Here is a 25882-nt window from a genome sequence, read left to right as displayed (position 1 = left end):
CGGACGAACCGCTGTCCACTTGAACTGTGAGCACAAGACGGAAGTCATCGCCGTTGCTGGCCCTTGCGCACCCCGCGCCACGTCGGTCCCGGCAGCCGTGGACTGTCACCTGGCAACCGGATCTTCCGTCGCTGCTTCGGCAGACCAACCCCACCACGCGTGCGCGAATGATGCTCGATCTCCAGCGCTCGATCGGCAATGCCGCCGCTTCGCAGCTCGTGACCGAGCCGCCCCGCTCCAGCCCGACCGTGCACGGCGGTGGTCCCAGCGTCTCCCTGCACGGTGACACCTCGGCCGAGTACGACGGTGGAATCTCGAACTGGGCGCCGAGGTCGATGAAGCGTGCGAAGAGTTGCACCGACTGTCCCGACGACAATCCGTGCCTGCATGCGGTCGGCACATTCAAGGTCACCTACAACGCGAAGGTGACCATCAAGATGCCGGACGTTCCGGACGGGCTGACCGAATGCCAGCAGCGCCGCGTCCGCGCGTTCCTGCGCGACGTGCTCCGTCCGCACGAGAACGAGCATGCCCGGCGGTTCCGCACCTACAACGGCACGACGACGCATCCCATCGACTTCACCGGATGCGGGACTGCCGCACTGCAGGAGCATCTGCAGGGGATCCACGACACCGAAGAGGCACAGCGTCATGGCGATGCCGATGCGCTGTCGGCGGCCATCGATCCGTTCAACAGGCCGATCGACCTCGACTGCGACAGCTGAGACGGCCCGGGCTACGCACTAGTGCACGCGGGACCACAATCCGCCGGCCGCTGCCAAGGCTGAGCCGAGCAGGATCAGAATCATCCCGTAGCTGGGGAGGCCGGCCGAAACATGTTGCCAGGCCAGCGAAATGAGCAGCAGCAGCCAGTACCCGACAGCCGCCAGCGCAATCAAGGCGGCCAGGCGGATGCCCCATTTCCCGGGGCTGACAAAGGCCGTCACGATCAATGCGATGGCTAGTATGAAGATGGAAAGCCGTTCGGGCGGTTGGGAAAAAACCACGAACTGGTCAGGGGTTTGATGCCACAGGAATATCACCCCGTGCTGACTGAGTCCGTCGAGCAGCCCGGTCTTGTCGGAGTTTGACCACCAGCTCGATTCGAAAAGCCATCTGGCATTGAACAACCGCACACCCGACGCCCACTGCTCCGCCGCACCCCACATCACGAACAAGCCGCCGAACACAATGAGGGCCACTTGGGCGATGGGGATCCAGTCCCAGCCGGAATGAATGAATGTGGCCTTCGTCGAGAGGGATTCGTGGTTGTCGGAGGCGGTGACTTCCAACTGACGCGTCGCTTCCTCGCCACGCTTGGCGGGGTTGGGCGCGGTCACCGTGATCGAGCCCCACGCCACTCCGCCGGGCGGGACGTCGAAACCGGGCGGCGAGAATTCGAACTGCACCACGCCTTCCGCATCGGTTCCGGACATGCCGGCCTGCAGCCATTGCGTCTGATGCCGGTTCTCGATGCAGAACTGCAGCTCGCCCCTTGGATCGTCGGCGCGCAGGGTCTCGGGCGTCACCGTCAGTCGTGACACGGAGTAGGCCGTCACCGACGTCGACTGGACGAGTGTGCCGGTTGCTTCGACTTCGCCGTCGCCATAGGTGGCCACGATCGAGAACGGCTTGGATGATTCCTTGCCCGGTGGGGGTGGCGGCGTGCTGACCCGTACCGACGTGGTCACCGCCCGGTCGGCCGGCACCGACAGTCGCGGGTGCCCGAATGAAAAGCGCACCGCCCCTTCGGGATCGCGTCCCTCGAATCGGACTGTGCGTGTCATGTTCGATCCGCGGTTGTCGACAATCAGTGCGACATCGGCGAATTCGGAGTCCCGTACGTGCGGCGAACTGGGATCGATTCGCAGGCGCAGTGCTGCCGCCACCGTGCGCTCTTGGTTGACGATCACGGATGCCTCGATGGCGTTGCCGTCTTCGGTCGCCGCGATCGTCAGCTGGCGAACCTGCGTTTCCCCGGCCCGGATCTCGGGCACAGTGAATTCGGCGAGCGCCGTTGCGGATACCCCGGGTTCGAGGACCAGCCACGGGGGCGAGAAGGTGAATCTGACCTTGCCCTCGGGGTCTGCCCCGGACAGCGCCACATGACGTGGATGGTTACTGCTGTTGTCGAGCAGGACTTCGACAGTGCCCGAGGTGTCGTCGACCAGACGTACCGCCGTCGGCCGGGTGGTCATCTTGATCGCCGGCCCGGACTGCGGGACGGTGAGGCTGACGGGAAGCTCGGTGAACCGCGCCGCATCGCGTTGCGAACACACGCGCACTCCGACCCTGATGGTCTGCGCGGGAATCAGCGTTCCGGCGGTGGTGCCGAAGGTGGCGGTGATGAGTTCCGTCGTGCCCGGCATCAGGGTGATCTCGGGATGGCTCAGCGTCAGCCAGGGCGGCGCCCCGATCAGCTTCAGTTGATACGCGTCGACGATGGTCGACGGATTCCGGATCTGCACCTCGACCGTGGCCTCCGGTTCGAGCACGGCCTCGGCATGGGAGATTTCCACCTCAGGTGCCTGGGCCGGGCTCGCGGTGCTGGTCTCGGTGATCGTCGCTCGTCCGCCGCCTCGCCCCGGCGTCCCTGGCGATTGGGCCGGTGCCGCCACCGTCGCGTCGGGATCGGGCCGGTTGGCTGCCGAGTCCCAGCCGAGGTACTCGTCGCATCCGACGCAGAAGCGAGCGTCTGCGGCGTTCGGTGTGCCGCAGTCATTACATACGTGTTCGGTCATCACCCGTCCGCGAGGGTAGAAACGTCACCGTGCTGAGCGGGACTATATCCCGGCTTTGCGGTCCTCCGACGGGCTTCCACCATCACTGTTTATCGCCTGTCCTACTAGGAATCGTGTTCGGCACAGTCCTCGTGTCGCTGGACATATGTCTGTGCGGCAGCGGCTTTACCGTCTTCCTCTTCTTCTTCACCCTCTTCGCGCTGCACCATCGGCACCGCCGCGCCTTCGGCCGACCGCTGGACGTCATGTGTTGCCGGCTGGGCTGACGACATGACGCGATCAGCGTTGGCAACGGCTTCGCGTTCAAATCGGTCGGAGGGGCTGCTGACCTTCACGCCGCCACCGGCATCGGTCCCGTCGACCGGCCCATTGCGTTGTTGCACAACGTGAGTCAGTTCATGGGCGAGCATGTGTTGGCCGGCTTGGGATTCGGGTTCGTACTTGCCTTGTTGGAAGACGATGTCGGAGCCGACGGTGTACGCCTGGGCGTTCACGGATTTGGCCGAGTTGTGTGCCGCCGCGTCGCTGTGAATTCTGACGTCGCCGAAGTCGTGGCCCAGCCGGCTTTCCATGTCGGCGCGCAGCGCCGGTTCCATGGGGGAGCCCCCGGACCCGATCACATCGTGAACGGGGGAGCGCTCCTGTTCGATCAACTCGGTGGTGCCGGCATTGCCGATTGCCCGCTGCAGCCCCATCATCCCGGGGGCACCCGCGGCGTCGAGCCGCCCAGACATCGCCGCTTTGAGCGCGACCGCCGATTCGGCATCTTCGAGCCGGGATGCCTTGGGGCGCAGGCTTGATTCTTGGTCGAAGCCGTCATGGGTATGCATGTTCTTCCCTCGCTTGCCGGTGTCCGTCCCGTCTCCAGCATCCTCGGAGCGGGCGGGGGACGGAAGAGACGAGCGTCTACGCGTTGGGGCACATCGCGGTGCCCATTCGGGCAGTCATGGCTTGTCGTCGGTATCGATGAAGCCGGGGGCAAATATCAGCGTCTATGTTTCCGTTTTCGGGTCGCAGAAATTGCTAAGGTCAACGGATGTCGGCTTCCCGAATCGGTCTCGGGTTGCCTGTTCGTGGTGGTTGCTGCTGCATGTAACTCGGGATGGCGAGGTGCGGTGATGAGCGGTCGGACGGTCCTCGGTTCTGGTTGGGCACTGGCAGTCGATTTCGGCACGACCGCGACGGCCGCGGCCGTGCGCGAAGCAGACGGACGAGTCAGTGGGCTGGTGCTGTCTGACGGGACGGTGACGACGCCGTCCTCGGTACTCGCGGACCCCAACGGTCTGCTGGTCGGTACCAAGGCTGACAGCGCAGCGGGATACAGCCTCGACCGTTACGAGCCGACGCCGAAGCGGGACGTCGGTCGGGCCACCGTATTGCTGGGTGACGCGGAATTCCGGCCGCCGACTTTGGTCGCCGCGGTGTATGCGGCGGTCATCGGCGAGGCGGTGCGCCAGCACAATCACGTCCCGCCTCAGCAGCTGGTATTGACGCATCCGGTTGATTGGACGGACAGACGCCTCGATGTTCTGCGCGAAGCGGTGATGCTGGCCGGTACTCAGCTCGAGATTTCGCTCCCTGCACCGCTTTTTGTGCCGGAACCAGTTGCCGCGGCGACGTATTACGCGCGTCTGGAAGCATCCGATGACGAGCGTGCGGCGCGAATTGGTGCCGCAACAGATTCGGCAGCGGTGCCCTCCGGCGATGGGGACGACGAGGAGTATTTCGCGGTATACGACCTCGGCGGGGGCACGTTCGATGCCACGGTGTTGTCACGCTCGTCGAGTGGGTTCGAGATCCTGGCCACCGGAGGGATCGACCCGCTCGGCGGATTCGAGTTCGACAATCGGCTGTTCAATTATCTGGGGCAGATGCACTACAAGAAAATCGGCCCGAGCATGTGGCAGGCGCTTGCCCATCCGGATCCCGATGATCCCGACAGTGGCATGCGGCGGCGTTTTCTTGATGCCACCGTCCGTCAGGTGAAGGAAGACCTGTCCGGGCACACGCAGCGAACGGTCCGTCTGCCCGGGCTGGCGGAACCGGTTCTGGTCACGCGGGCCGAGTTTGAAAACCTCATCAGGAGTGACCTTCAGGCGACCATCGCTGAGCTCGAGGCGACATTGGCCCGGGCCGGGCTGACGCCGGATCAGTTGGCCGGGATCTACCGGATCGGCGGCTCGTCGCGGATCCCGTTGGTCGGCAATCTCCTCGATCAGTTTCAGCGCCCGGTCCACGTGGTCGATCACCCGAAGACCGTCGTTGCACTTGGTGCGGCGATTGATTCGGCGGAGTCGGTTGATTCGGTGGAGGCGGCCGCACCCAAGGTTGTGGATACGCAGCCCATGCTCACGCCCAAAGAGATACTCGTGAATGCCGTGACCTTGCTGCACCGGTCCGGTAAATGGCAGGAGGTCGTGGCCAAAGCGGATGAGCTGGCCCGACTGGATCCCGGCGATCCGGATCCGGGCGGGATGGTCGCCGACGCACGGGAGAAGCTGCGTCAGGCTCATCTTGCCGATCGTTATGCCCGTGGAGTCGATCTGCTGCACAGGGCGCAATGGAAGGACGCAATTCGGACATTTGTGGAAATCGAGGACGAAGAACCCGGCTACCGCGACACGTCGGCGTTGATCGGTGCGGCCCAAAAGCTGGATGAAACGACGGGAAGTGAACGGGTATCGGCCATCCCGCCGGCTGCCCCGCCGCCGCCACCGCCGGTCGAAGCGCCTCGGCTCGTTACGGGGCCTGTGCCCACGACGGGACCTGTGCCCACTACCGGGCCTCGCGGCACTGCTGAGCCTCGTGAATCTCGTGGCACCACAGCGTCTCGCGGGCTCAGTCGGCCAGTCATCGTGGGCGGCGCTGTGGCGGCTGCGGTCGTCGTTGTCGGTGTGACAGTTGCGATCTTCTCCGGGCAGGATTCGAATTCGTCGAACAGTTCAGACTCGAATGCAGCGGACGCCGGGTCGTCGTTGCCGTCGCTGGGGGCGTCCTCGGAGGCACCGCGTCCGATCAACACCATTGACGACTACCTCAAGGCGAACGGTATCCAATCGGTGGCCGTTGCCCCGTCGACGCCGGGCGCACCGCACATCGAACTTCCTGTGCCGCCAGGTTGGACCCGCATGCCAGAAGGCGCGGGCGGCAACTACTTTGCGGTTGTCTTCGACGCACCGGCCAAGCCCGACGACGCCCCGCGCTTCGTGGTGAACGTCGACAAGCTGGTGGGCAACGTCGATACGGAGAAGATTCTCGGGCTGGCAGCAGGTGCGGCGCAGCAGCTGCCGGGCTACAAGGGCGATCCTCCGGTGCGGGCCGCGCTCAGCGACTTCCCCGGGGCTCGATTCGTCGGTCACTACACCAAGGGGGACCAGCCGCGGATGGTCGCGCAGTACGTTGTCGTGATCCCGGGAAGCGATGGCACCTATCTGATGCGAATCAGTACGGACAGCCCGGACGCCGACGGCGGGGCGGTGTTGGCGGCCGCCAAAGTGTTCGCGCAGAAGACCAAAATCACGGTGTGAAATGTGCTACCGTCCGGGATCTTGGGTAGTCAGCTACTCATGCCCGCATTGCATCTTCAGGTCACACTTCTAAGTGTCTCGGCTACTGCGATCGAAGGATGAGCAGATGGATGCGAAGACAACTTCATCTTGGATTCGGCGCCCCGGGGTTTTGGTTGCGGCCGCGGCGATTACCGCTGGCGTGAGTATCGCGGTGATGGGGCCCAGCGACCAGGATTCCGTGAACATCGACGCGGCGGCGCCCCACGCCACGTGGTCGGTGGGATACATCCTCGTCACGGCAGATCCATGGGCTCCTGACCCGCAAACCGCTGCGCCACCGCCCCCGCCGCCGCCCGCGGCGCCGGCGGCGCCTGCCGCTCCGGCCTATGAACCGCCCGCGCGGCAGTACGCGCCGCAATACGTCCCGCCGCCGGCGCCTCCGCCACCACCACCGCCTCAGCTGAGCATCAGGCTCGACAACCCGATCACGGCCGCCTTCGTGTCGATGGCGAACAATCCTCCCGGGTCCACGGTCGGGTGCCACATGAACACCGTTGCGACGTCGGGTACCGCCGCCGCGGTCGGCTGGGCGGCGGATAACGACTTCTCGTTGACGGGCGGTCAGGAAGCGCGAATTCCGGCCGGTAGCAGCAACGGACCGGCCACGGGTTCGAGTTTCCGCATCACCGTCAATTGCGACAACGGGACATCGACCAGCATGGACACCGTTTACTGATTGATGTTTGATGCCGAAGGCCGGCATCAAAGATCGGCTCGGTCATCGACCAACCAAATCGCTTGATGCTGAATGTAGTTCGCACGACTCTTGCATAAGTATCGCGTGAGCGAAATCCGTAGATGGCGATAAGGAGCACACCATGAGTGCCACACACAAACGCGAAATACCGGCAATCTACGCGCTTGGCGTGACGGTTCGTGCGGCGCTGCTGTCCGCAGCGTTTCTCACGGGCGCCGCGGTCACGGTCGGCCCGCCTGCGCTGGCGGATCCGACGTATCCCTTGCCGTATGGGGACGACACTTGTGTTCAAAACTATGTGTGGCGCGAAGCCAACCCGAACGATCACGTATGTGTGATGGTGAGTGTGCGTACAGAGACTGCGCAGGACAATGCCCTTGCTGGTGAGCGGCGTGAGCCGAACGGGGGTCCGTACGGTCCTGACACCTGCAAGCAGGGATTTGTTTGGCGCGAGGCCTATCCCGACGATCATGTTTGCGTGACGCCTGATGTGCGAGCCCAGGCGGCCAGCGACAATGCCGCTGCCGGGTCACGCAAACTACTGAACAGCCCCTTGGGTTTTGGGCCTGAAACCTGCTTTCAGGGTTATGTCTGGCGTGAGGCGCGCCCAGGTGACTTCGTGTGTGTCACGCCTGGTGTTCGCGACCGTACCGCGCAGGAGAATGCTCTTGCTGGTGAGCGGCGTGAGCCGAACGGGGGTCCGTACGGTCCTGACACCTGCAAGCAGGGATTTGTTTGGCGCGAGGCCTATCCCGACGATCATGTTTGCGTGACGCCCGATGTGCGAGCCCAGGCCGCGAGCGACAATGCTGCAGCAGATTCGCGCAGGCTCCCGACTATCCAGGGAGGAGGGCTGTGCCCGCAGATCTATCCCCGGCCCGACTGGTGCTAAGCCACGCACCGTTGTTGGCCAACACGATTCGCTTCACGGTGTTGCGGGCCGCTGCGGCGACGGTGGGCCTCCCAGCTTGGAAACGGTGTTTTGAACTAATGATTCCGCTTCCTGCGTTCGGGATTTATGGCGGCGCAGGCTGATTCGATGCCCACGGCGTTGCGGCGGAGGATGTGGGCGCGGTGAGTGTGGGGACGCCCCGCCACCGTGAATTGCGGGTAGTAGTGGGCCGTCGTCCATCGTGGTGATTCTCTGCCCGATCAGGCAACGTTCGTGCGCATTTGGCTGCCCCACGAAGCATTCCGCAGCGCGGCGGTGTGCCTAACATGGATGTGCGGGGCATCCGATGGGGGAGTGCCGTGCCAATCCGTCCGATAGGTCGAACGTCGTGAAAGCCCCATTTCGTCCGAAACAGAGCATGGCCGCCGTTGCTACGCCACTGTCTCGGCGCACTGAAGGAGCATCGACGGCGGCACGCTTGCTACAGATGCAGAGCCAGGCGGGCAATAGGGCCGTCAATGAACTGATGAGCAGAACTGTTGATAGCGACTTGCTTGCTCACCGTACCGAACCCGACGCGCTGGCCATCCAACGGTGCGGAGGCGACTGCGATGCCGGGTGCCCATGCGCGGGAGACGGCGACGGCGAGAAAACGGAGGACGGGCGCCCGTCGGTTCAACGGCAAACGGGAACGGTGGTCGTTCAGCGGAAGGAGTACTCGAGCCCGACCGCGAAGACCTTGCTAGCTGATACTCCGCAAGATCAGGTGCCCGGAAAGATCATTGCCGACCACGGTGAATGGCTCAGCAAGGCGACACCCGAAGAACGAATCGGTCTGATCAACGCCTGTCTTTTGGTCGGTGGGGATTCCGCTGCCACGGCCATCGACGAGATTTGGTTCCGTACCGCGAGTTGGGAGAGCTTGGCCCGAGCACATCCCACGGAGTGGAGGCGAAGCCTCGGAGTCATGCAGACCCAATGGATTAAGGGCTATTTCTTCAAGAATCTGCTCGACTCGTTTCTGTTCGATACGGAGGAGGTCGCGCGCGGGTACTTGGATCTCAATGAGAAGTACTGTTCGTCTTCGCTGGAGAACATGTTCTACGACCTCGACGGTAAGGCCAAAGTCGGGCCACCGACCGCGGAGCAGCAGAAGGCCCGCGACAGCGTTGTTGACCAAGAGGCGGCGGAGGACGTACTTGCCCTCCAAAAGAAGCTTGCCGCGACTCGAACATTAGATGTTGGTACGCAATTCGGTGCACCGATCTTGCTTCCGAACGGGAAGACCAGCCGTGCGACCACACCGGTGAAGTTCGACCCGGAGAGTAAGCCTTCCGCCCCGCCGGTTGATGCACTGCCCGGCGGACAGAGCCCCACACAGCGCTGGGAATCCATCAAGGCCGGCTACGACGAGGGCGTCCACGCCGTGCGTCGGGTGCTGTCGGCCAATCCGAATCTGTACCTGCTGGTGCGGGACAAGCTTGAGGACACTACGCGCACGGCGCAAGTGGTCGCGGATACGACGCCCGGCAAATCCAAATCACGCGATCTGATTGCTGTCGAGCTGGCGAGCACTTTGAAGAACATCGTCAGAGTGAAGCCGATGCTCGGCAAGCACATCGCAGCAGAGTTCACGCCGATTCACGAACAGCTCAAGGCAGGCAACGCCACCAGCCCCAAGAAGCCCACGCGCAACTGGAATACAGACCCGGTCTGGAGAGCTGCGGCGGATGCGTACACCGAATACAACAAGCCGCCACCGTGGTATGCGTCGATTGGGATGGCCACCGCAGAGGCTGCGATGTGGCTCATCGTCGGCATCGCCACTGGCGGTGTGGGATTCGCCGCCGCGATGGCGATCAAGGGCGGGCTTGAGGCGGCGATGGCTGCCGGCAAGAGTGAAATAATCAGCGCTGCAGCACAATCGAATGCAACTCCCGGATCCAAACTGGCCACCGCTGAGCAGGCGGAATCCGCGAAGATCGACATGATCGTTGCGACGGCATTCGCTGTTCTCGACGCGCTGATGGTTGGTGCCGAAATCCGCGCGGTAGTTCAGGCTGGCAAGCTCGCGGCGATGCCCGGAGCGCAGGCAGCGAAGGCGATCGCGAGGTCCGAAGAGACACTCAAATTGGAGTCGAAGCTTCTTGGCAAGGTGTCGGCGTCGGAGGCTGAGACGGAGGCAAAGAACGCGAGGCAACTGGCCGCCGACGCACGCAAGTACGCGAACGAAGCCAAGGTCGGTGGCGACCCCTCCGCGGCGCGGCTGGCAGACAAGGCTGCGACGAGGGCCGAGGATGCAGCGAAGCGCGTGGAGCAACTAGCCACGACCGCTCGTCGCTCAGAGGATGCGGGCAAAGGGGTGGCCGAAACTACAATCGCGAAGAATTTCGAGGTGCCTCTGCCTGGCGGGCACAAAATTGTCGTAAGCAAGAGCGGCCAGGTGTTCCGTTGCTCGACCTGCACAGAAATCAAGGCGTTTTATGCGCCGCTTGTTGAACGGAATCCAACTCTGAAGTCACGTGCGACGGCTGTCGAAGCCGTCGAGAAGGAGGCGATGGATGCGCTTCCGAACCTCAAAGAGCAATCTAGGAAGGCCGTCCAGAAACGACTGGCTGATCTGGCAACAACGTTCGAAAACGAGTGCCAGCGGTACGCGAAGGCGGAAGAGGTGGCCGAATGGCTGGGTGGACAGGGAGCACGCTATCCCGGCCTTGCTGACAAGAAACTTGATGCGGCCGCGGTCCTGCGCATCCTCGACAAGGGGCCGAGGCCGGCTGGTCTCAAGGGCCAACTGCTCGAGGAGTTGGGTGGCTCCTCTATCGAACAGATGTTGAAGACTGCCGGTGGCCGTTCGCGGCTAGCCGGAGAATTTGCGGCTAAGGACCTCAAGTACTACCCGGGCTGGCAGCTTCGCGACGAAATGGGGCGACAGCTAACCGACGGCATCGTCGGCTATTGGGAGGGTGACGTTTTCCACATCGTCACAATCGTCGAAAGCAAGGCAGGCCTCTGGGCGGCCGAAGGCCTGCGGGTGGGCGACACCGAGTTGCGCGCGATTCATAGCGCGCGGTTCAAGCTGATGCGGGCCGCAGCGGCAAAGGGCGACACCGCTGCAATGGACACGATTCGAGACATGGCGCCGTCAAAGTTTCGGCAGACCCACAAGGCGGCCGTCGAAGAAGCGTTGCAGAAGGTCGAGAGCTTTGGTGACTGGCCGCGTGTGGCGCTCGAGGACACGCAAGTCAGATGGGTCAAACAGCTTGAAGCTGAGGGTAAGACTGCTTTGGCTAACGATGTCCGAAAAATGGGAACGTCGGAGTTCGGCGCCAGATTTCCCCACAAACTCGAAGAGTCCAAGAAATTGCTCCCGCTCCCCGAGGGAGGTCAGTTGTCCAAGGACCTCGAACGTTTCGGTCAATTCGGCGGGAAGATCGTGGAGAACTCACCCCCGCGAATCGTCAAGGACGGCAAGCTCAACCCAGCGTGGGAAGGGAAGGGAGTGCCCGCCGACGCCAGTTCACCGACGAAGTTTGCGGGCAACCGTGGAACGGTGCAAGGCCGTGCATTCGCCCCATCTGACGTTGATGCCGCCAAGTTGGCGTCCGACATCACTGATAACGAGGGAATCAAAACGGGCGTCAGCTCGGTCGGGCTTAACGCTGTGCAACTTGACGCGCTCGCGATCGAGATAGGGCAGCGAGGCAAACAAGCGCAGATTCCCAAACGTTGACCGCGTGCCGTGCTGTCGCTGTAGCAGCTTGCTGTCCGCGTCGTCAGAACACAAACAGTCCTGTATGCGTTGGGAGAGTGCAGCTCTCGTAAGTGACCGGCTGATGCGGTTGGGACATCCCGCCATTGCCCCAACGGGCACGAATTGATGCCCGACCGGCAGTCCTAGCGTCCCTCCCGCGCAATGGCCAGAAGGCGGAGCATCGAAGCAGCCCACGAAGCTCATCGTGCCTACCGAGGAGGCCACATGCCGACGTATCTGTCACCGGGTGTTTATGTCGAGGAGATCGATTCCGGGTCGCGGCCGATCGAAGGTGTCGGAACCGCTGTGGCGGCGTTCATCGGTCTGGCGCAAAAAGGCCCGTTCAACCGTCCGACGTTGATCAGCAACTGGACGCAATTCACCACCACATTCGGCGGATTCGTCGAGGGCGCCTGCCTCGCGGAATCGGTGTTCGCCTACTTCCAGAACGGTGGCGGCAACTCCTACATCGTCCGTATCGGCGATACGGCCACCAACAACGGTGCGCCGCCGAAGGCCATCGCGGCGGCACCGCAGGGTGTGCTTGCCAACCTCCGCGTGCTGGCGCTGGACTCGGGTGCGCCTGCCGACAGCATCAAAGTCGATGTCGTCGAGTACGACAAGGACGCCGGCGAGGGGCAGGAGCCCACAAAGGCCATCAAGCTCGTGGTGTCCCGGGACGGGCAGGTTGTCGAGGAACACCTGGACGTCACGACGGCGCGCGGCAAGACCAACGTGGTCAACGTGGTCAACGCCGAATCGCGGGTGATCAAGCTCGAGCAGATCGCGGGACGCACCGCTTCGGACCTGCAGGCCGGCATGGAGGTTGTGCTCGCAGCCCCCGCCGATGTGGCGACACCCCCGCCCGCCCGGATGACCAGCGATGACTACATCGGCGATGCCGCCGACCGGACCGGCGTCTCGGGACTCGAAGCCATCGACGAGATCACGATGGTCTGCATGCCGGACCTGATGACGGCCTACCAGCGCGGGGCCATCGACCTGGACATCGTGCAATCGGTCCAGACGGCGATGATCGCCCACTGCGAACTCATGGGCGACCGCATGGCCATCCTGGACCCGCCGCCCGGCATGAACGCTCAGCAGATCAAGGAGTGGCGGGTCGACAAGGCCCGGTACGACTCCAAGTACGCGACGCTCTACTGGCCGTGGGTGAGCACCAAGGGCGGCGACAACTACCTCCCGCCGTCGGGGTTCGTGGCCGGTATCTGGGGCCGTAACGACGACACCCGCGGCGTTCACAAAGCACCGGCCAATGAGATCGTGCGTGGCGCAATCGCATTGGAGACGCAGATCACCCGCAAGGAGCATGATCTGCTGAATCCCGTTGGGATCAACTGCATTCGGGCGTTCCCGGGGCGCGGCATCCGGGTGTGGGGTGCACGCACGTTGTCGTCCGACCCGGCCTGGCGGTACGTCAACATCCGTCGGCTGTTCAACTATCTGGAGGAGTCGATCCTGCAGAACACCGACTGGGTGGTGTTCGAGCCGAATGATCAGGCGTTGTGGGCCAAGATTCGCCGCACCATTAGCGCGTTCCTGGTGAACGAGTGGCGCAAGGGTGCGCTCTTCGGGCTGACCCCCGATGACGCGTTCTTCGTCAAATGCGATGACGAGACAAACCCGGCCGAGGGCATCGACGCCGGTGAAGTGTGCTGCCTCATTGGCGTCGCGCCGGTGAAGCCGGCTGAGTTTGTCATCTTCCGCCTGTCGCAGTTCTCCGGCGGCACCAGCTTGGTCGCCGAATAACACCACGAACACTTGAGAAAGTAGGTAGGTCATGGCACTTCCCGAACATGACAGCTCGGTCGGCCACTCTTTCGGCCTGGAGTTCGACGGGATCCAGATCAAGAGCATTACCGAAGTCAGCGGCCTGAAGATGGAGCAGGACGTCATCGAGTACAAGTCGAATGGGCCTGACGGCAAGTACACCATCAAGAAGTTGCCCGGCCGCTGGAAGGCTGGAGAGTGCACGCTCACGCGCCCGCTGACCGAAGACCACAGCTTCGACAAATGGGTCAAGGACTCACAATTCGGCAAGATGGGCGAAGTGCGTAAGGGCGGCGCGATCATCGTCTTCGACTACGAAGGCAAGCCCGTCAAGCGATACAAGATCACTGCCGCTTGGCCAAAGAGTCTCGAGCTGAGCAGCCTCAAGGCCGGCGACACCAGCGTACTGACCGAGAAGCTGACACTCACCTACGAGCGAATCGAGCCCGAGGGTGCGTAGAGGTCATGTCCGCGGCKCGGCGGCCCTCGCCGAGCCGCAGGATGACGACTCGACACCGGCGCCGCGGCTGGAGACGGCGTTTCGGTTCGTGCTGCCACGCGGTTACGTCGACGCGGCAGGCGCCGTGCACCGCGAAGGGGTGATGCGGCTGGCCACGGCGCGTGACGAGCTCGTGTCGCAGCGCGATGACCGGGTTCGGGAGAACGCCGACTACCTGTCGGTGGTCTTGATCGGCCGGGTCGTGACGGAACTCGGTGGCCTCGACGACATTCACGCTGGCATCATCGAGAACCTGTTCGCCTCGGATCTTGCTTTCCTGCAAGATCTTTACCGTCGCATCAATCTCGACGGGCACACCCACGCCAGGGTGGCCTGCCCGAACTGCGGCAGCGAGTTCGCCGTCGACTTCGCCGGGAGTCGCCTGGGGGAATCATGACGTACGGGGCCGACCGCCTCCATGAAGAGGTCTCGTACCTGGCATTTCACCTCCACTGGTCGCTGAACGATCTGCTCGATCTCGAGCACACCGATCGCCGGCGTTACCTGCGGCTGGTCAAGGAGTTTGCACTGGGCGGAAGGGCTGGCTGAGCGATGGCGATCAAGTGGCCTTCAATCAATTGGCTGGGGCGCCGATCTGGCTCATCGGTGGAGGAACAGTCCTCCGCGCCGGCGGGGGCATCGGTTCCATCGGCGCCCGCGGATCCCGGTTGGCGGTCTCTGCCGCCCGTCCAGAGAACCATCGGCGCAATCGAACTGACCGCGCCGCCACGCAGTTTCACGTCTTCGTTGGCTACCGCCCAGGATCCCGCACTGATTTCGGCCAACCGGCCGACGCTGCTCACCACGGGATCCTCGGTTTCCGTCTTGCGGATGGCGGAGACGCAATCCGATCCCGTTACCGCGCAACACACGCCGTCGCCTCCCGCGCCTCCGTCGCGCCAGTGGATGCCACCGTTGAACATCCAGCGTGCCGGACTGGGCACCGGCGAATCGGCGCCGCAGCCCGCGCCTCCCTTGATGTCGAGCGACGCGATCGAGCCGTACATCGACACGCCGTCAGCCTCTTTCGTCGACGCCCCCGACCCCGACGAGCCGCGCCCCGTACCCGTGGTCGACCACGTCGAGCCCAGCCGGCCATCGCTTGCCGTGGCTGACTTCCGCCGCGAGCCCGCGGTTCAGCGGGCGGTTGAACCAACCGCGCCAACGACATCCGCCCAACCCGACCGACAGGTGGCGGCAGACGTGCCGATGGTCGCGCCGACCCGCGACGCTCCGGTGGTGAGTGCGGTTCAGCGGACGGTCGTCGACGATGCTGTCACTGCAGACCCCGCCACACCCGACTCACCCAGCGCACTGCGGGCCGTCCCGGTCGTCGAATTCGGCCCGCCTGGGGGTGCACCCCTGTCCACCATCACCGAGACCACCCTCGGTGCGTCGCCGGCGAGCGACACCGCGGCCCGTGCCTCGGCCGTCGCGAGACACGTTGGTGTGCAACCGGTTGCGAGCCCGCTTCAACGTACCGTGGACGACGCGGTCTCGGCTGCGTCGCCACCGGCACTCCTCGTAGCCCCGGCGTCGGGGTCCATCCCGGTGACAGCGAGCTCGCATCCGGCCGTGAATGCACTGCAACGCAGCGCTGTTGGCGCCGGCGACGGGGACGCGCAGGTAGCCACATCCGTGACACCCGAGCCGGTGCAGCGCGCCGCGATCAGTGCGGGCGCGGCAACCGCGGAGGGCGCGCACCTGCCGGTGGTCGCCGAGCGGTTGGCGCCGCAAGTCGGCGGCTCAGCGTCGTCTGGGACCCAGCCGCTATCGGGTGGACCGGTTATCAGCGTGCTGCAGCGAGCTGTTTCCGGTGGTCCCGGTGAGGCTGCGGGCAGCATCCGGCCCGCCGCGCCCCTGGCCGACGACGGCCCACGGACCAGCCTGACTTCGTTCGTACCAGCAGTCGAGTTTCCCGGTGCGGCATCGCCGGCTGACTTCAGTGCGCTGGTTGCGGTTCAGCGATCATCCGTCCACGTCGATGCTGGGCAAGGCAGCACCCACCGTGCTTTCTCGACCGTGTCGTCACCCCAGCACGCGGCGATTGATCCGGTTGGTGCGGGACCACATTGGACACCAACGGTGTTCGAGTCACCGATCGCCCGCCCTGACACCCCGACCGCCCAACGAGCGCTGCGCAGCGGCACACCAGCGAGTCCACCCGCGGCGGCTGCGCCGGTTGGTCTGCCGCGGGGTACCGCGCTGCCTACCGCGCAGCGGACCGCGGTGCCCGAAGCGCGCGGTGCCAATCCAGTGCCGCCGATCATGGCCCTCCCAGTCGTCCAGCGCGACATGGACGTTGAATCCGATACCGTGCCAGCACCATTCAGCACGACTTCGCACATGCCGTCTCGGCCGGTCGACGGTCCGTCGTCGCCGGGCCGCATCGTGTTGCTACCACCGGTCCGGACCGAGGCGAGTGAGCCTGCGGGCCGAACTCGGGAGGTTCTCGCCGACAGCAGCCGGCCAATGTCGTTGCAGCGCATGTTCGGCGATTTCGCTCGACCGACCACGGGCCCGGACATCGTTCCGACCAGGGCGCAGGGTGAGCCCGCCACCGTACAGACCCTGACCTCCGACGAACCGACCGCGCAGCGGGAAGCTACCGCGGAACCGGAACTGATTCCTGTCGCGCAGGCGGTATCCGAGCAGACAGAGCCCGAGCCCGCACCATCCGTGCCCGCCGGGGCCGCACCTGCCGCCGCCCATGGCGCCGCACCATCGCCTGCCGACGTGGATGCGTTGGTCGGTCGACTGTACGAGCCGTTGGCGGCCCGGCTGCGGGCCGAATTGTGGCTGGACCGAGAGCGGGCCGGCGCGTTGATGGATCTGCACCGATGATTGGGGAACGCGATGGCCGATGATGATTCGCCGGTGGGCGTTGCCTTTGCGGTCGAGCTCGACAAGACCTCGATCGGCATGTTCAACAGCTGCGAAGGTTTGGGCCTGGAAGTGGTGCTCGAGCAACGTGAAGAGGGCGGCAACAACATGATGGTCTGGCAGCTGCCGACCCGGATGAAGTACAGCAACATCAAGCTCACCCGACCCATCGGTCCGGACAGCCAGAAGTTGACGGCCTGGATCACCAAGGCGCTGCACAGTGTTCAGCCGATCACTGCCGTCATCTCGGCGCTGACCGCCGACGGCAAACCGGTGGCGAAATGGTCGCTCAACGGCGTGGTGCCGGTGCGTTGGACGGGTCCGTCGCTGAACTTGGATTCGCCCAAGGTGTTCACCGAGACATTGGAAATCGCCCACCACGGATTCCTTGAGGGCGGGGCTTAGCCGTGGGTACGGCCATCGCGCTGACCAGCTCGGGTAGCCCCGCCGAGCAGACGTCCACGAGCATTCTCAACGCCGGAGCGGCGCACGACCACGCCTGCCTGGAAATGTATGAGCCACAATCGGCCCAGGGTGGCAGCAAGACCGGATCGTCGTTGGGCAAGATCAGTTTTCAGTTCAACCCCAAAGAAGTCACGATCAGCAAGTCCGCGAAGTGGGAGCGCAAGAACGCCAGCAGTGCCAAGAAGGCAGGACCACCGCAGTACAAGGGCGCCGATCCCTGCAAGATGACGGTGGAGATGTTCTTCGACGCGGCCCTCAAATCAGACCTGAGCGTCGTGGACGCCGTCGAGAAGTTGTTCAGTTGCCTTGTGCCGCTCGCGAAGACGCTGCCGAAGAGCCCGATGCCGCCGATGGTGGTGTTCAAATGGGGTGGCGTCAGCAGCTTTCCGGCGGTGATCACTCAAGTGAATGCGAAGTACACCCGATTCGCCTCCAACGGCATCCCGATTCGCGCGGTGTGCACCGTGAACCTCGAAGAAATGCCGTCGGAGGCCGCCAAGCAGAATCCGACGTCCGGCGTCCTGGCGGTGGATCGGGCGCACACCATGATTGCCGGGGACACGCTGGCGCTGGTCGCCTACCGCGAGTACGGCGATCCCGCATTGTGGCGACCGCTGGCCAGCTACAACAACATCGACGATCCGATGCGCATCGACAACGGCTCCCAGATTCTGTTGCCCAACGCCGAAGTACTGGCTGGGTAGGGCGGGTAACTCGAATGCCAAGCAGCGCAAACTTTCTGGTCAAGTTGAACGGCAGTGACCTGTCCGGTGAGGCGGCAGCACTGCTGGTATCGGCCTACGTCGACTGCAGTCTGCGGTTACCGGACGCCTTCATGCTCCGGTTCCGCGACCCTGGCCGCATCGTGGTGGAGAAGTCCGGGGTGACCATCGGCGCGAAACTCGAGATATCGGTGACAACCGATGCGTCCCCGACGCCGGAGAAACTCATTCAGGCGGAAGTGACGTCGCTGGAGGCGGAAGTCGACAGCACCGGATCATTCACCATCATCAGGGGATATGACCCCGCGCACAGGCTGTTCCGCGGTCGGCATACCGCGTCCTACACCCAGGCCACGGCGTCGGACGCCGCCAAGAAGGTTGCGCAGCGGGTGGGCTTGTCGCCGGGTGACGTGAAGTCCAGCTCGACGGTGTACGACCACATCGGACAGTGCGGGCAGACCGACTGGGAATTTCTCGACGGCATGGCCAAGCGGATCGGATACGAGGTTGCTGTCCGCGAAAACAAGCTCGACTTCGGACCCCGCAAGACCGCAGACACGGCACCGTCGCCCTCCGGCGGTCCCAGCGCCAATCCGCTTGTGCTGCAGCTTGGTTCGGACATTCTCCGGTTTCGCTCGGTGATCACCGCGGCCGAGCAGGTCGGCAATGTGGAGGTCCGGGGCTGGGACATCGCCCAGAAGCGGAAGATCGTCAGTAACGCGCCGGCGGGCACCAAGACCGTCCAACTGGCCACGGCGAACCCGGCCGCGATGGCCAAGCCGTTCGGCAACCCGAAGTACGTGGCCTCCGCGGTGGCGTACCGCACGCAATCGGAGGCCGACTCCGCGGCCAAGGCGCTGGTCGAAGAGATCGGCAGCTCGTTCGCCGAGATCGATGCGGTGGCGCGGGGCAATCCGAAGCTCCGCCCCGACGTCGCGATCAGCATCGAGCATGCGGGGAAGCCCTTCGACGGCAAGTACACGCTCACGACGGTGCGGCATCGTTACGAGCCGACGACGGGCTACACCACGGCTTTCGCCGTCACCGGTCGCCAGGAGCGCAGCCTTTATGGCTTGACTGGGGCGGGGGGCAAGGAGCGCACGGGTGGCGGGGTGGTCATCGCGCAGGTCAGCGATGTCAACGATCCCGAACATCAAGGGCGGGTGAAGCTGACCTTTCCGTGGATGTCCGACGACTATGTCAGTGATTGGGCCCGCACCGTTCAGTCCGGGGCCGGCAAGGACCGTGGCGCGATGGTGGTGCCCGAGGTCGGGGACGAGGTACTGGTGGCGTTCGAGCAACAGGATCCTTCGCGGCCCTACGTTATCGGCGGCCTGTTCAACGGCATCGACAAACCCAAGAGCGGCGGCATCCCGGTCGTCGATACCGGGTCGGGTGCCATCAACCGTCGGTCGTTCATTTCCCGCAACGGACACCGGGTCGACATTCTCGACGACACCGGAAAGACGGAGGGCATCGACGTCCAGACGGGAGACGGCAAGCTGCGGATCGCGTTGGACTCGGTGGCCACGAAGATCACGGTGCACAGTGACGGCACCGTGCAGATCGACGGGAAGAACGGTGTGGTCATCGAGTCGTCGTCGGGCAACCTGGAACTCAAGGGCAGGCAGATCAAGATGACTGCGCAGCAAGGCGTCTCGGTGACCGGAGGCACCGGACTGCTCGAGCTCAAGACCACCGGGCCCGTGACGGTGGACGGCACCACAGTCAAGGTTGCCGCTACGGCGTCGGCCCAATTCCAGGCCACCGGCCCCAACGTCATCACCGGTGCACCGGTGAAGATCAACTGAAGGGCGCCGGACGATGCCACCAGCAGCCAGGGTCGGGGATATGACCAACCATCCCGGGGTCATCGGGCCGCCCGGGATACCGACCGTGCTGATCTGCGGCATGCCCGCGGCCACGGTGAGCACCCCGCACATCTGCTCTTTCCCGCCGCCGGCCGTGCATCCTCCGACGGTGATCGTGCCGCCGGGATGCCCGACTGTGTTGATCGGAGGGTTGCCCGCGGCCAGGGTCGGTGACCTCGCCGGTTGTGGCGCCATCATCCTGCCCCCAGGGGCGCCAACGGTTCTGATCGGGGGTTGACGATATGCCCGCAGATTTCATCGGGGCTGGGTGGAATTTTCCGCTGAGTGTGGACGCGACCAGTCGAATGGCGCTCGCGACCCAGGCGCGAGACATCGAACAGGCCATCGAGATCATCCTGCGCACCTCGCCGGGCGAACGCCCCATGCGCCCCGAATTTGGTTGCCGCATACAGGATCACCTGTTCTCACCTACCAATGGAGCGACCGCGGCGGCGATCGCGACCGACGTCCGTGCCGCTCTTGACCTGTGGGAACCCCGTATCGACGTCGAGGACGTCCGCGTCGGCTTCGATCAGGCCGAACTTGGCACGTTCTACATCGACGTGGTCTATGTGATCCGCGGAGACAACGACGAACGCAATCTGGTCTTCCCGTTCTATGTGATCCCAGACGAGCCCAAGCAGCTTGCTGTCGAACAGGTTTCGATGCTGAGTGGGGGAGGGAGCTGACATGTTCTTGGAGGCGCCGAATCTGGATGACCGCACGTTCCAGGGGCTGGTCGACGATGCTCGCCGGTTGGTGCGGCAGCGCTGCCCCGAATGGTCTGATCACAACATCTCTGATCCCGGGATCACGTTGATCGAGACGTTCGCCATGATGGTCGACCAGTTGATCTATCGGCTGAACCGGGTGCCGGACCGGCACTACATCAAATTTCTCGATCTGTTGGGCCTGCAATTGCGGCCGCCGGGGGCCGCGCAAGCCGAGGTCACCTTCTGGCTGTCGGCGCCGCAGCCGCAGACGGTGGTCGTTCGTGCCGAAACCGAGGTGAGCACCGACCGCACGGATATCGAAGAGCCCATAGTGTTTTCGACGACGGAACAGTTGGACATCGTGCCGTGTTCACTCGAGGCGGGGCGGGTGGTGACCGTCGCGCAAGGCGGCGCTCCCGAAGAACGCCGCAGCGATGGCACCGGCAAGCCGTTCTCCAGTTTCTCGGCGCTGCCGACGCCAGGTGACGCGATGTTGGTCGGGTTGAGCGCCGCGGTGCCGTCATGTGCTGTGCTGTTGCGCGTCGACTGTCGGGTGTCGGGTGTCGGTGTCGACCCGAATAACCCGCCGTACGAGTGGGAAGCGTGGACCGGAGGGGCGACCTGGGAACGCTGTGAGGTCGAGCGCGACGAAACCCGCGCGTTCAATCACCCGGGCGATGTGGTCCTGCACGTGCCCCGTGGCCACAGTCACGGCACACCCGCCGGATTAAGCGGTCAGCCCAAGGGGTGGCTGCGGTGCCGCCTTTTGGAGTCGTCACCTGACCGCCCGTCGTATCGGGAATCTCCGGTCATCACGTCCATCACAGCCTGCACGATCGGCGGCACCGCCAAGATCATCCACGCGCGTGTCGTTCGTGACGAGGTGCTGGGTAGCTCGGACAACACTCCGGGGCAACGGTTTTCCCTACAGCAGCGGCCCGCGCTGCCCTGGCCGGGCAACATGCTGACCGTGGTCGACGGGGACACCGCCACCGAATGGCACCATGTCGACAGCTTCGCATCAGCCGACGAATCCACGCCATGCTTCAACATCAACTCAGTCTCTGGCGAGGTGCAGTTCGGCCCGGCCGTGCGCGAAAGTGATGGCACGGTAAAGCAATACGGCGACGTCCCGCCGAAAGGGGCGATCCTGCGCATGTCCGCGTACCGGACCGGCGGTGGCCGCAAGGGCAACGTCACCGTCGGCCAGATCCGCGTACTCAAGACCAGTGTGCCCTACGTATCGCGGGTGCAGAATCGTCGGGCCGCGGTTGGCGGCGCGGACGCAGAGACGCTCGACGAGGTCAAGGCACGTGGTCCGTTGTTGCTGCGGACCCGGGGAAAAGCCGTGACAGCAGAGGACTTTCAGCAGCTCGCTCTGCAGGTTGCCCCCGAGATCGGCCGCGCCGAGTGCTTGACCGCGAGCCACGAAAGTAACGCTGGGTTGGTGCGCGTGCTGATCGTTCCCAATGTCGCCAGCGACGAATACGAGCAGGTACGTCGCGAGGACCTCATCCCGTCGTCCGATACCGTCCGACGGATCGCCGAATACCTCGATGAGCGCCGGGTCGTCGCGACCCGGGTGGCCGTCGAGCCACCGGCCTACCGCGGCCTCAAGATCGCCGTCAGACTGAGCGCCCTGCCGGGAGCCGACCGGGACAAGCTGCGTGACAACGTTATCCGTGCGCTGAGTCTGCTGTTCCATCCCCTCAAGGGTGGCCTCGAAGGCCGGGGGTGGCCGCTTGGTCGGGCGGTGCAACCGCACGAGGTGTCCGCGGCTTTGGCTTGGGTCGCCGGAGTCGATCTCAGCGAGGAAGTCGACCTCAAACTCTTCGAAGCCGATGTATCCGGCGCGACGGCAGCCCAACCCGTGCCTCGGTTGATGCTGCCCCGAAATGGCCTGGTGTATTGCCTCAAACCGTCATTGCGCCTCGCATGAGTAACTCGCCCGCCGGTCTGGCCACTCCGCATCCGCTCGGCGACACTCTGCCGGCGCTGTACCTCGGCGACGATTTCGCCCAACAGTTGTGTGCTGCGTTCGATGATGTGCTGGCACCGATCTTCGCCATTCTGGATTGTTTTCCGGCCTATTTGGACGCAGGCACGGCACCCGAGGACATGCTCGACTGGCTGGCCGGTTGGATCGGGTTGACGTTGGACAATCAAGGCGGCGCAACGCGCAAGCGCGCCTCCATCGCCATCGGTGCCGCGGTACTACCGCTGCGAGGTACGGCGCGCAGCATCCGTGAGGCGGTCAGAACAGCGTTCAACGTCGAGACCGAGATCATCGAGTCGGGTGCGACGTCCTGGTCGACCAACCCCGACTCCGCACCAGCAGGCGAGGAGGTTCCGGATCTGCTGGTCGTGATCGTCACCGATGAGCCCGACAGCATTGATCGCCGTCGCCTCGATGAGGTGATTCGCGCTGCCAAGCCCGCCCATGTCCCGCACCGGATCGAGATCGTCCCGCCTCAAAGCGACGCTCCTGAGAGCTCGGGGTGATCTGCTGCTCAAGCCCCCAACTCGGCCTGTATCTGCGCACGCTCGCGCCGAACATGTTCGGCGCCAACGTGATCACCGGCGGCGTCATGGAGATCGGCGATGATGAGCCAGGACATCTCATCCTCGGGGTTGAGGTCCACGGACCGGCGCGCGACTTTCATCGCGAGGTCACTCTCACCCAATCCGTGGTAGTCCGATGCCAAAGCCGAGGCGGCGGCCGCCGCACTGCGCCGATACCTGCGTCGCTCGGCGTCGACGTGGTCGGTGGACGGGAAATCGGCCAACAGATCATCCGTGTAGAGGCTGAGCACCTGCTCGCGCGCGGCGATCCGACCCTCGATGTCGCCTTGCGCAGCACTGACGGACGCTTTCGACAGCAAGTTGTCGAACTCGGTGACGTCCACTTCTGCGCTGGCGGGCAGGGACATTCGGTATCTGTCGCCGGTGCGCTCGATGCTGATCCCGTGGCCATCGATGGCGGTCCGCACACTCGATATCGCCACTTGGAGACGATGGGTGGCAACTGAATGCGCGACGCCGGGCCACAGCACGTCTTCCAGGAATTCGCACCGGTGGTCGTGATTCGGCGCCAGCGACAGCAGTTGCAAGACGTTACGGGCTTGCGGGCGTAGCGCGGCCAGGTCGAGCGGCTGACCGTCGACATGCAGCCGGAAACTGCCGAAACACGTGATGCTGATTGCTGCATCAACCGGTTCATCGGCTGCGGTCCGCGCCGATGCCGCGGTGCCCGTCGTCGTCCGGCGCGGTACCAATGCTGACGCCAGCTTTCGAGCAGCCGGCGTGTCCAGCGCACTGCTGTTCTGGATGAGCTGTTGCAGGTCGTTCTCGTCGTGGGTGTCGCGCCGGCGCAGCAGTTCACACCAGAGCTGAAGAAGTGGTGCGCCCAGTTCACGGAACCGCGTTGCCGCCGCGTCGAACTCGCCGCGTGCCTCGGGATGTCCGCAGTGCTGTCCGCTGATCGCGACGGCCACCCTGAGCAGTGCCGCACCCCACACGTCACCGATGTCTTCGCAATGGGCGACGGTGCCGCGACAGCTTCTGGACCACCAGGCTGCATTCTCCGGTGAGATGGACGCAGCCCGGTGAAACCCGTTGGCCAACCGGGCGATCCAGGGGAGACCCTGCTGCTCGGCCTTGGTGGCGATCTCGCTGAATCCGGACGCCGAAAGTTCGGGTTCGTCGTCGAGAAGTCCGAGTACGGTGAGCGCCAGCTCAGCGCTGATGGCTGCCAGTGAGTCTCCGGGAGTTTTCTCGCGAAGCATCAGTAGAACCGATCGGGCACAGTCGAATTCGCCGGAGAGGATGGCGACCAAGGCGTAGCACAAGCGGGCTCCCGGCTCGCGGCCCGGCGCAGGTTCGACGATCGTCGCGAAAGCCGGCAGGTGTCTGATCGCGTCTCGCAGCGACGCGCTCCAGTGGGCCTGCGCGGGTATTCGGTCAATCCTGCCGGGACCGCCGTCGCCGGGCAGCCACATGGTCACGACCTTGTGCTCGCTGCGGCAGAGTTGATGAAAATTCGGTTCCTCGTACAGGCTTTGCGCGTGCTGGTAGGCATCGGCGGCAGCTTCGAGGGCGCCTTCCCTGACGAGTCGCCGTGCGTTCGCCAAAGCCAGCCACGGATCGTGATGCCAGGTGCTTGCGGGCAGCAGATGATCGTCGTCCATGTGCGAGGCATCGATACCGCTGCCGACCAACTCGCTCAGCGCTGCCCAGTCGCCGGCTTTCGCGTAGGCGCGGGCCGCCGCTCGCAAGTCCCCGGCGGCCTCGAGCACCTGACCGCTGCGGTGATACAGCGCACGGGCCTCATCGATGCCGAAATCCTCCACCAGGGCGAGTTCGAGATGGGTTTGGAGGATCTCGTGGTAGCGGTAGAACGAACCGCCGTCATCGGTGGAGGTGAACAGCTGGGAATCCTCGAGCTGCTCGAGAATCCGGTGACTGCCGGTGGTATTCAACAGCTCGTCGCATGTCGCGCCCGAAAGTCGGCCCAGAGTGCAAGTTTTCACCAGAAATTCGCGACGATCTTCGGCGAGCTCGGCCAGCACGTTGCGGGTCAGATAGGAGCGCACGAGTTTCGAGCGGCCGGCGAGGTCGTGTACCGCCTGGTGCCGCTCGGCGACCGTGCGGCCTACGGTCGATAAGTGGAACAGCTGTAAACCGGCGGCCCATCCACCTGTGCGCCGAGTCAGCGCCGCCGCAGCTTCGGGGCGTAGCGGTTGGTTGTAGATGGAAGCGAACAGTTCTTCGACTTCCCACGAGCGGAATCGGAGATCGTCACTGCCGATTTCTTGGATCGAGCCCGAAACCCTGATGCGCGGGATGTTCACGCCAGGCATTCGGCGTGAACCCAGAATGAGCTGCAATCTCGGTGGACGCAATGACACCAGACGTTCGAGCGCGCGTTCCGCGGGGGTGTCGGCAATCTCGTGCAGATCGTCGAGAATCAGGGCACCCGCCGGCCCGTCCCACCGGTCCAGCCCGGTCAGGATTTCCGTCATGGACGTGGCGTCGGCCAATTCTGTGATCGGTGCAACGGCCTGCCGCAGGTGGGCGACGAGGCGTTCTTCGGAGGCGTCGTCTGCGGTTACCCGGTACCAACCGACTGGCACCGCAACCTGTGCGGCGACCCGGGCCAGCAGTGTGGTCTTGCCTGAACCCGCTGGAGCGACAACCACATTCAGGCCTCCAGGAGTTTCGGATAAGAGTGGCTGCTCAAGTCGCTCTCGCGCCAAACCACGCGCATCCGGAGCGCGCAGTTTCTC

20 protein-coding genes are annotated in these 25882 nt (G+C 64.3%); 16 read left to right on the top strand and 4 right to left on the bottom strand.

The features are described 5' to 3' along the window. Positions 1–26 precede the first annotated feature (26 nt). On the top strand, positions 27–725 hold the full coding sequence (locus AC1U2B_RS17915) for a hypothetical protein (protein ID WP_480217825.1): 699 nt from the start codon (positions 27–29) through the stop codon (positions 723–725). An 18-nt stretch (positions 726–743) separates the two neighbouring features. Here AC1U2B_RS17915 and AC1U2B_RS17910 read toward each other — a convergent pair whose 3' ends face one another. Continuing rightward, positions 744–2741 carry a COG1470 family protein gene (locus AC1U2B_RS17910; RefSeq protein WP_480217824.1) on the bottom strand — a complete coding sequence of 666 codons (1998 nt, stop codon included), beginning with the start codon at positions 2739–2741 and terminating at the stop codon, positions 744–746. A 104-nt stretch (positions 2742–2845) separates the two neighbouring features. Beyond that, positions 2846–3571, bottom strand: a complete 726-nt coding sequence (locus AC1U2B_RS17905) for an eCIS core domain-containing protein (RefSeq protein WP_480217823.1) — start codon at positions 3569–3571, stop codon at positions 2846–2848. Between AC1U2B_RS17905 and AC1U2B_RS17900 the strand changes: the two genes are divergently transcribed. The 7 genes from AC1U2B_RS17900 (at position 3545) to AC1U2B_RS17870 (ending at position 14340) form a co-directional block, all read left to right on the top strand. Continuing rightward, positions 3545–6268 (top strand): LpqN/LpqT family lipoprotein, encoded by a 2724-nt coding sequence (locus AC1U2B_RS17900; protein WP_480217822.1) that lies wholly within the window; start codon positions 3545–3547, stop codon positions 6266–6268. The two genes, AC1U2B_RS17905 and AC1U2B_RS17900, sit on opposite strands and share 27 nt — an antisense overlap. Before the next feature lie 196 nt (positions 6269–6464). Then, positions 6465–6986: a hypothetical protein gene (locus AC1U2B_RS17895; protein ID WP_480217821.1), complete on the top strand. Its 522-nt coding sequence runs from the start codon at positions 6465–6467 to the stop codon at positions 6984–6986. A 142-nt stretch (positions 6987–7128) separates the two neighbouring features. Further along, positions 7129–7899 (top strand): hypothetical protein, encoded by a 771-nt coding sequence (locus AC1U2B_RS17890; RefSeq protein WP_480217820.1) that lies wholly within the window; start codon positions 7129–7131, stop codon positions 7897–7899. Positions 7900–8665: 766 nt separating this feature from the next. After that, the gene (locus tag AC1U2B_RS17885) at positions 8666–11632 is read left to right on the top strand and encodes a hypothetical protein (RefSeq protein ID WP_480217819.1); all 2967 of its coding nucleotides are present in this window, start codon (positions 8666–8668) and stop codon (positions 11630–11632) included. Positions 11633–11878: 246 nt separating this feature from the next. Next, positions 11879–13423 (top strand): phage tail sheath family protein, encoded by a 1545-nt coding sequence (locus AC1U2B_RS17880; protein ID WP_480217818.1) that lies wholly within the window; start codon positions 11879–11881, stop codon positions 13421–13423. A gap of 31 nt (positions 13424–13454) precedes the next feature. Further along, positions 13455–13904 carry a phage tail protein gene (locus AC1U2B_RS17875; protein WP_480217817.1) on the top strand — a complete coding sequence of 150 codons (450 nt, stop codon included), beginning with the start codon at positions 13455–13457 and terminating at the stop codon, positions 13902–13904. Continuing rightward, complete coding sequence (locus tag AC1U2B_RS17870; RefSeq protein WP_480217816.1) at positions 13897–14340, top strand: phage tail assembly protein; 444 nt, start codon at positions 13897–13899, stop codon at positions 14338–14340. Before AC1U2B_RS17875 ends, AC1U2B_RS17870 begins: the two co-directional genes overlap by 8 nt. Before the next feature lie 103 nt (positions 14341–14443). Here the strand turns inward: AC1U2B_RS17870 and AC1U2B_RS17865 are convergent, their stop codons facing one another. Continuing rightward, positions 14444–14956 (bottom strand): hypothetical protein, encoded by a 513-nt coding sequence (locus tag AC1U2B_RS17865; RefSeq protein ID WP_480217815.1) that lies wholly within the window; start codon positions 14954–14956, stop codon positions 14444–14446. Between AC1U2B_RS17865 and AC1U2B_RS17860 the strand changes: the two genes are divergently transcribed. The 8 genes from AC1U2B_RS17860 (at position 14922) to AC1U2B_RS17825 (ending at position 23099) form a co-directional block, all read left to right on the top strand. Beyond that, complete coding sequence (locus tag AC1U2B_RS17860) at positions 14922–16787, top strand: hypothetical protein (RefSeq protein WP_480217814.1); 1866 nt, start codon at positions 14922–14924, stop codon at positions 16785–16787. The genes AC1U2B_RS17865 and AC1U2B_RS17860 overlap by 35 nt on opposite strands. Positions 16788–16799: 12 nt before the next feature. Beyond that, entirely contained in the window at positions 16800–17231 is a 432-nt protein-coding gene (locus AC1U2B_RS17855; protein ID WP_480217813.1) for a phage tail protein, read from the top strand. A gap of 2 nt (positions 17232–17233) precedes the next feature. Then, positions 17234–17995, top strand: a complete 762-nt coding sequence (locus AC1U2B_RS17850; protein WP_480217812.1) for a CIS tube protein — start codon at positions 17234–17236, stop codon at positions 17993–17995. A gap of 14 nt (positions 17996–18009) precedes the next feature. Then, entirely contained in the window at positions 18010–19824 is a 1815-nt protein-coding gene (locus tag AC1U2B_RS17845; RefSeq protein WP_480217811.1) for a VgrG-related protein, read from the top strand. 40 nt (positions 19825–19864) lie between these two features. After that, positions 19865–20122 carry a PAAR domain-containing contractile injection system baseplate protein gene (locus AC1U2B_RS17840; protein WP_480217810.1) on the top strand — a complete coding sequence of 86 codons (258 nt, stop codon included), beginning with the start codon at positions 19865–19867 and terminating at the stop codon, positions 20120–20122. A gap of 67 nt (positions 20123–20189) precedes the next feature. After that, a complete protein-coding gene (locus AC1U2B_RS17835; RefSeq protein ID WP_480217809.1) occupies positions 20190–20573 on the top strand; it encodes a GPW/gp25 family protein in 384 nt (127 codons plus the stop codon). Position 20574: 1 nt separating this feature from the next. Next, the gene (locus AC1U2B_RS17830) at positions 20575–22536 is read left to right on the top strand and encodes a putative baseplate assembly protein (protein ID WP_480217808.1); all 1962 of its coding nucleotides are present in this window, start codon (positions 20575–20577) and stop codon (positions 22534–22536) included. Next, positions 22533–23099, top strand: a complete 567-nt coding sequence (locus AC1U2B_RS17825; RefSeq protein WP_480217807.1) for a phage tail protein — start codon at positions 22533–22535, stop codon at positions 23097–23099. The genes AC1U2B_RS17830 and AC1U2B_RS17825 overlap by 4 nt, the downstream gene beginning before the upstream one ends. Positions 23100–23107: 8 nt before the next feature. On the opposite strand, the gene AC1U2B_RS17820 is transcribed toward AC1U2B_RS17825, so the two are convergent. Continuing rightward, on the bottom strand, positions 23108–25795 hold the full coding sequence (locus tag AC1U2B_RS17820) for an AfsR/SARP family transcriptional regulator (protein ID WP_480217806.1): 2688 nt from the start codon (positions 25793–25795) through the stop codon (positions 23108–23110). Between the last annotated feature and the right edge of the window lie 87 nt (positions 25796–25882).

This window comes from Mycolicibacterium sp. P4_G11, from assembly GCF_056555145.1.
The sequence above is the reverse complement of the archived record's forward strand: the minus strand, read 5'-3'. Positions and strand labels throughout refer to the sequence as shown.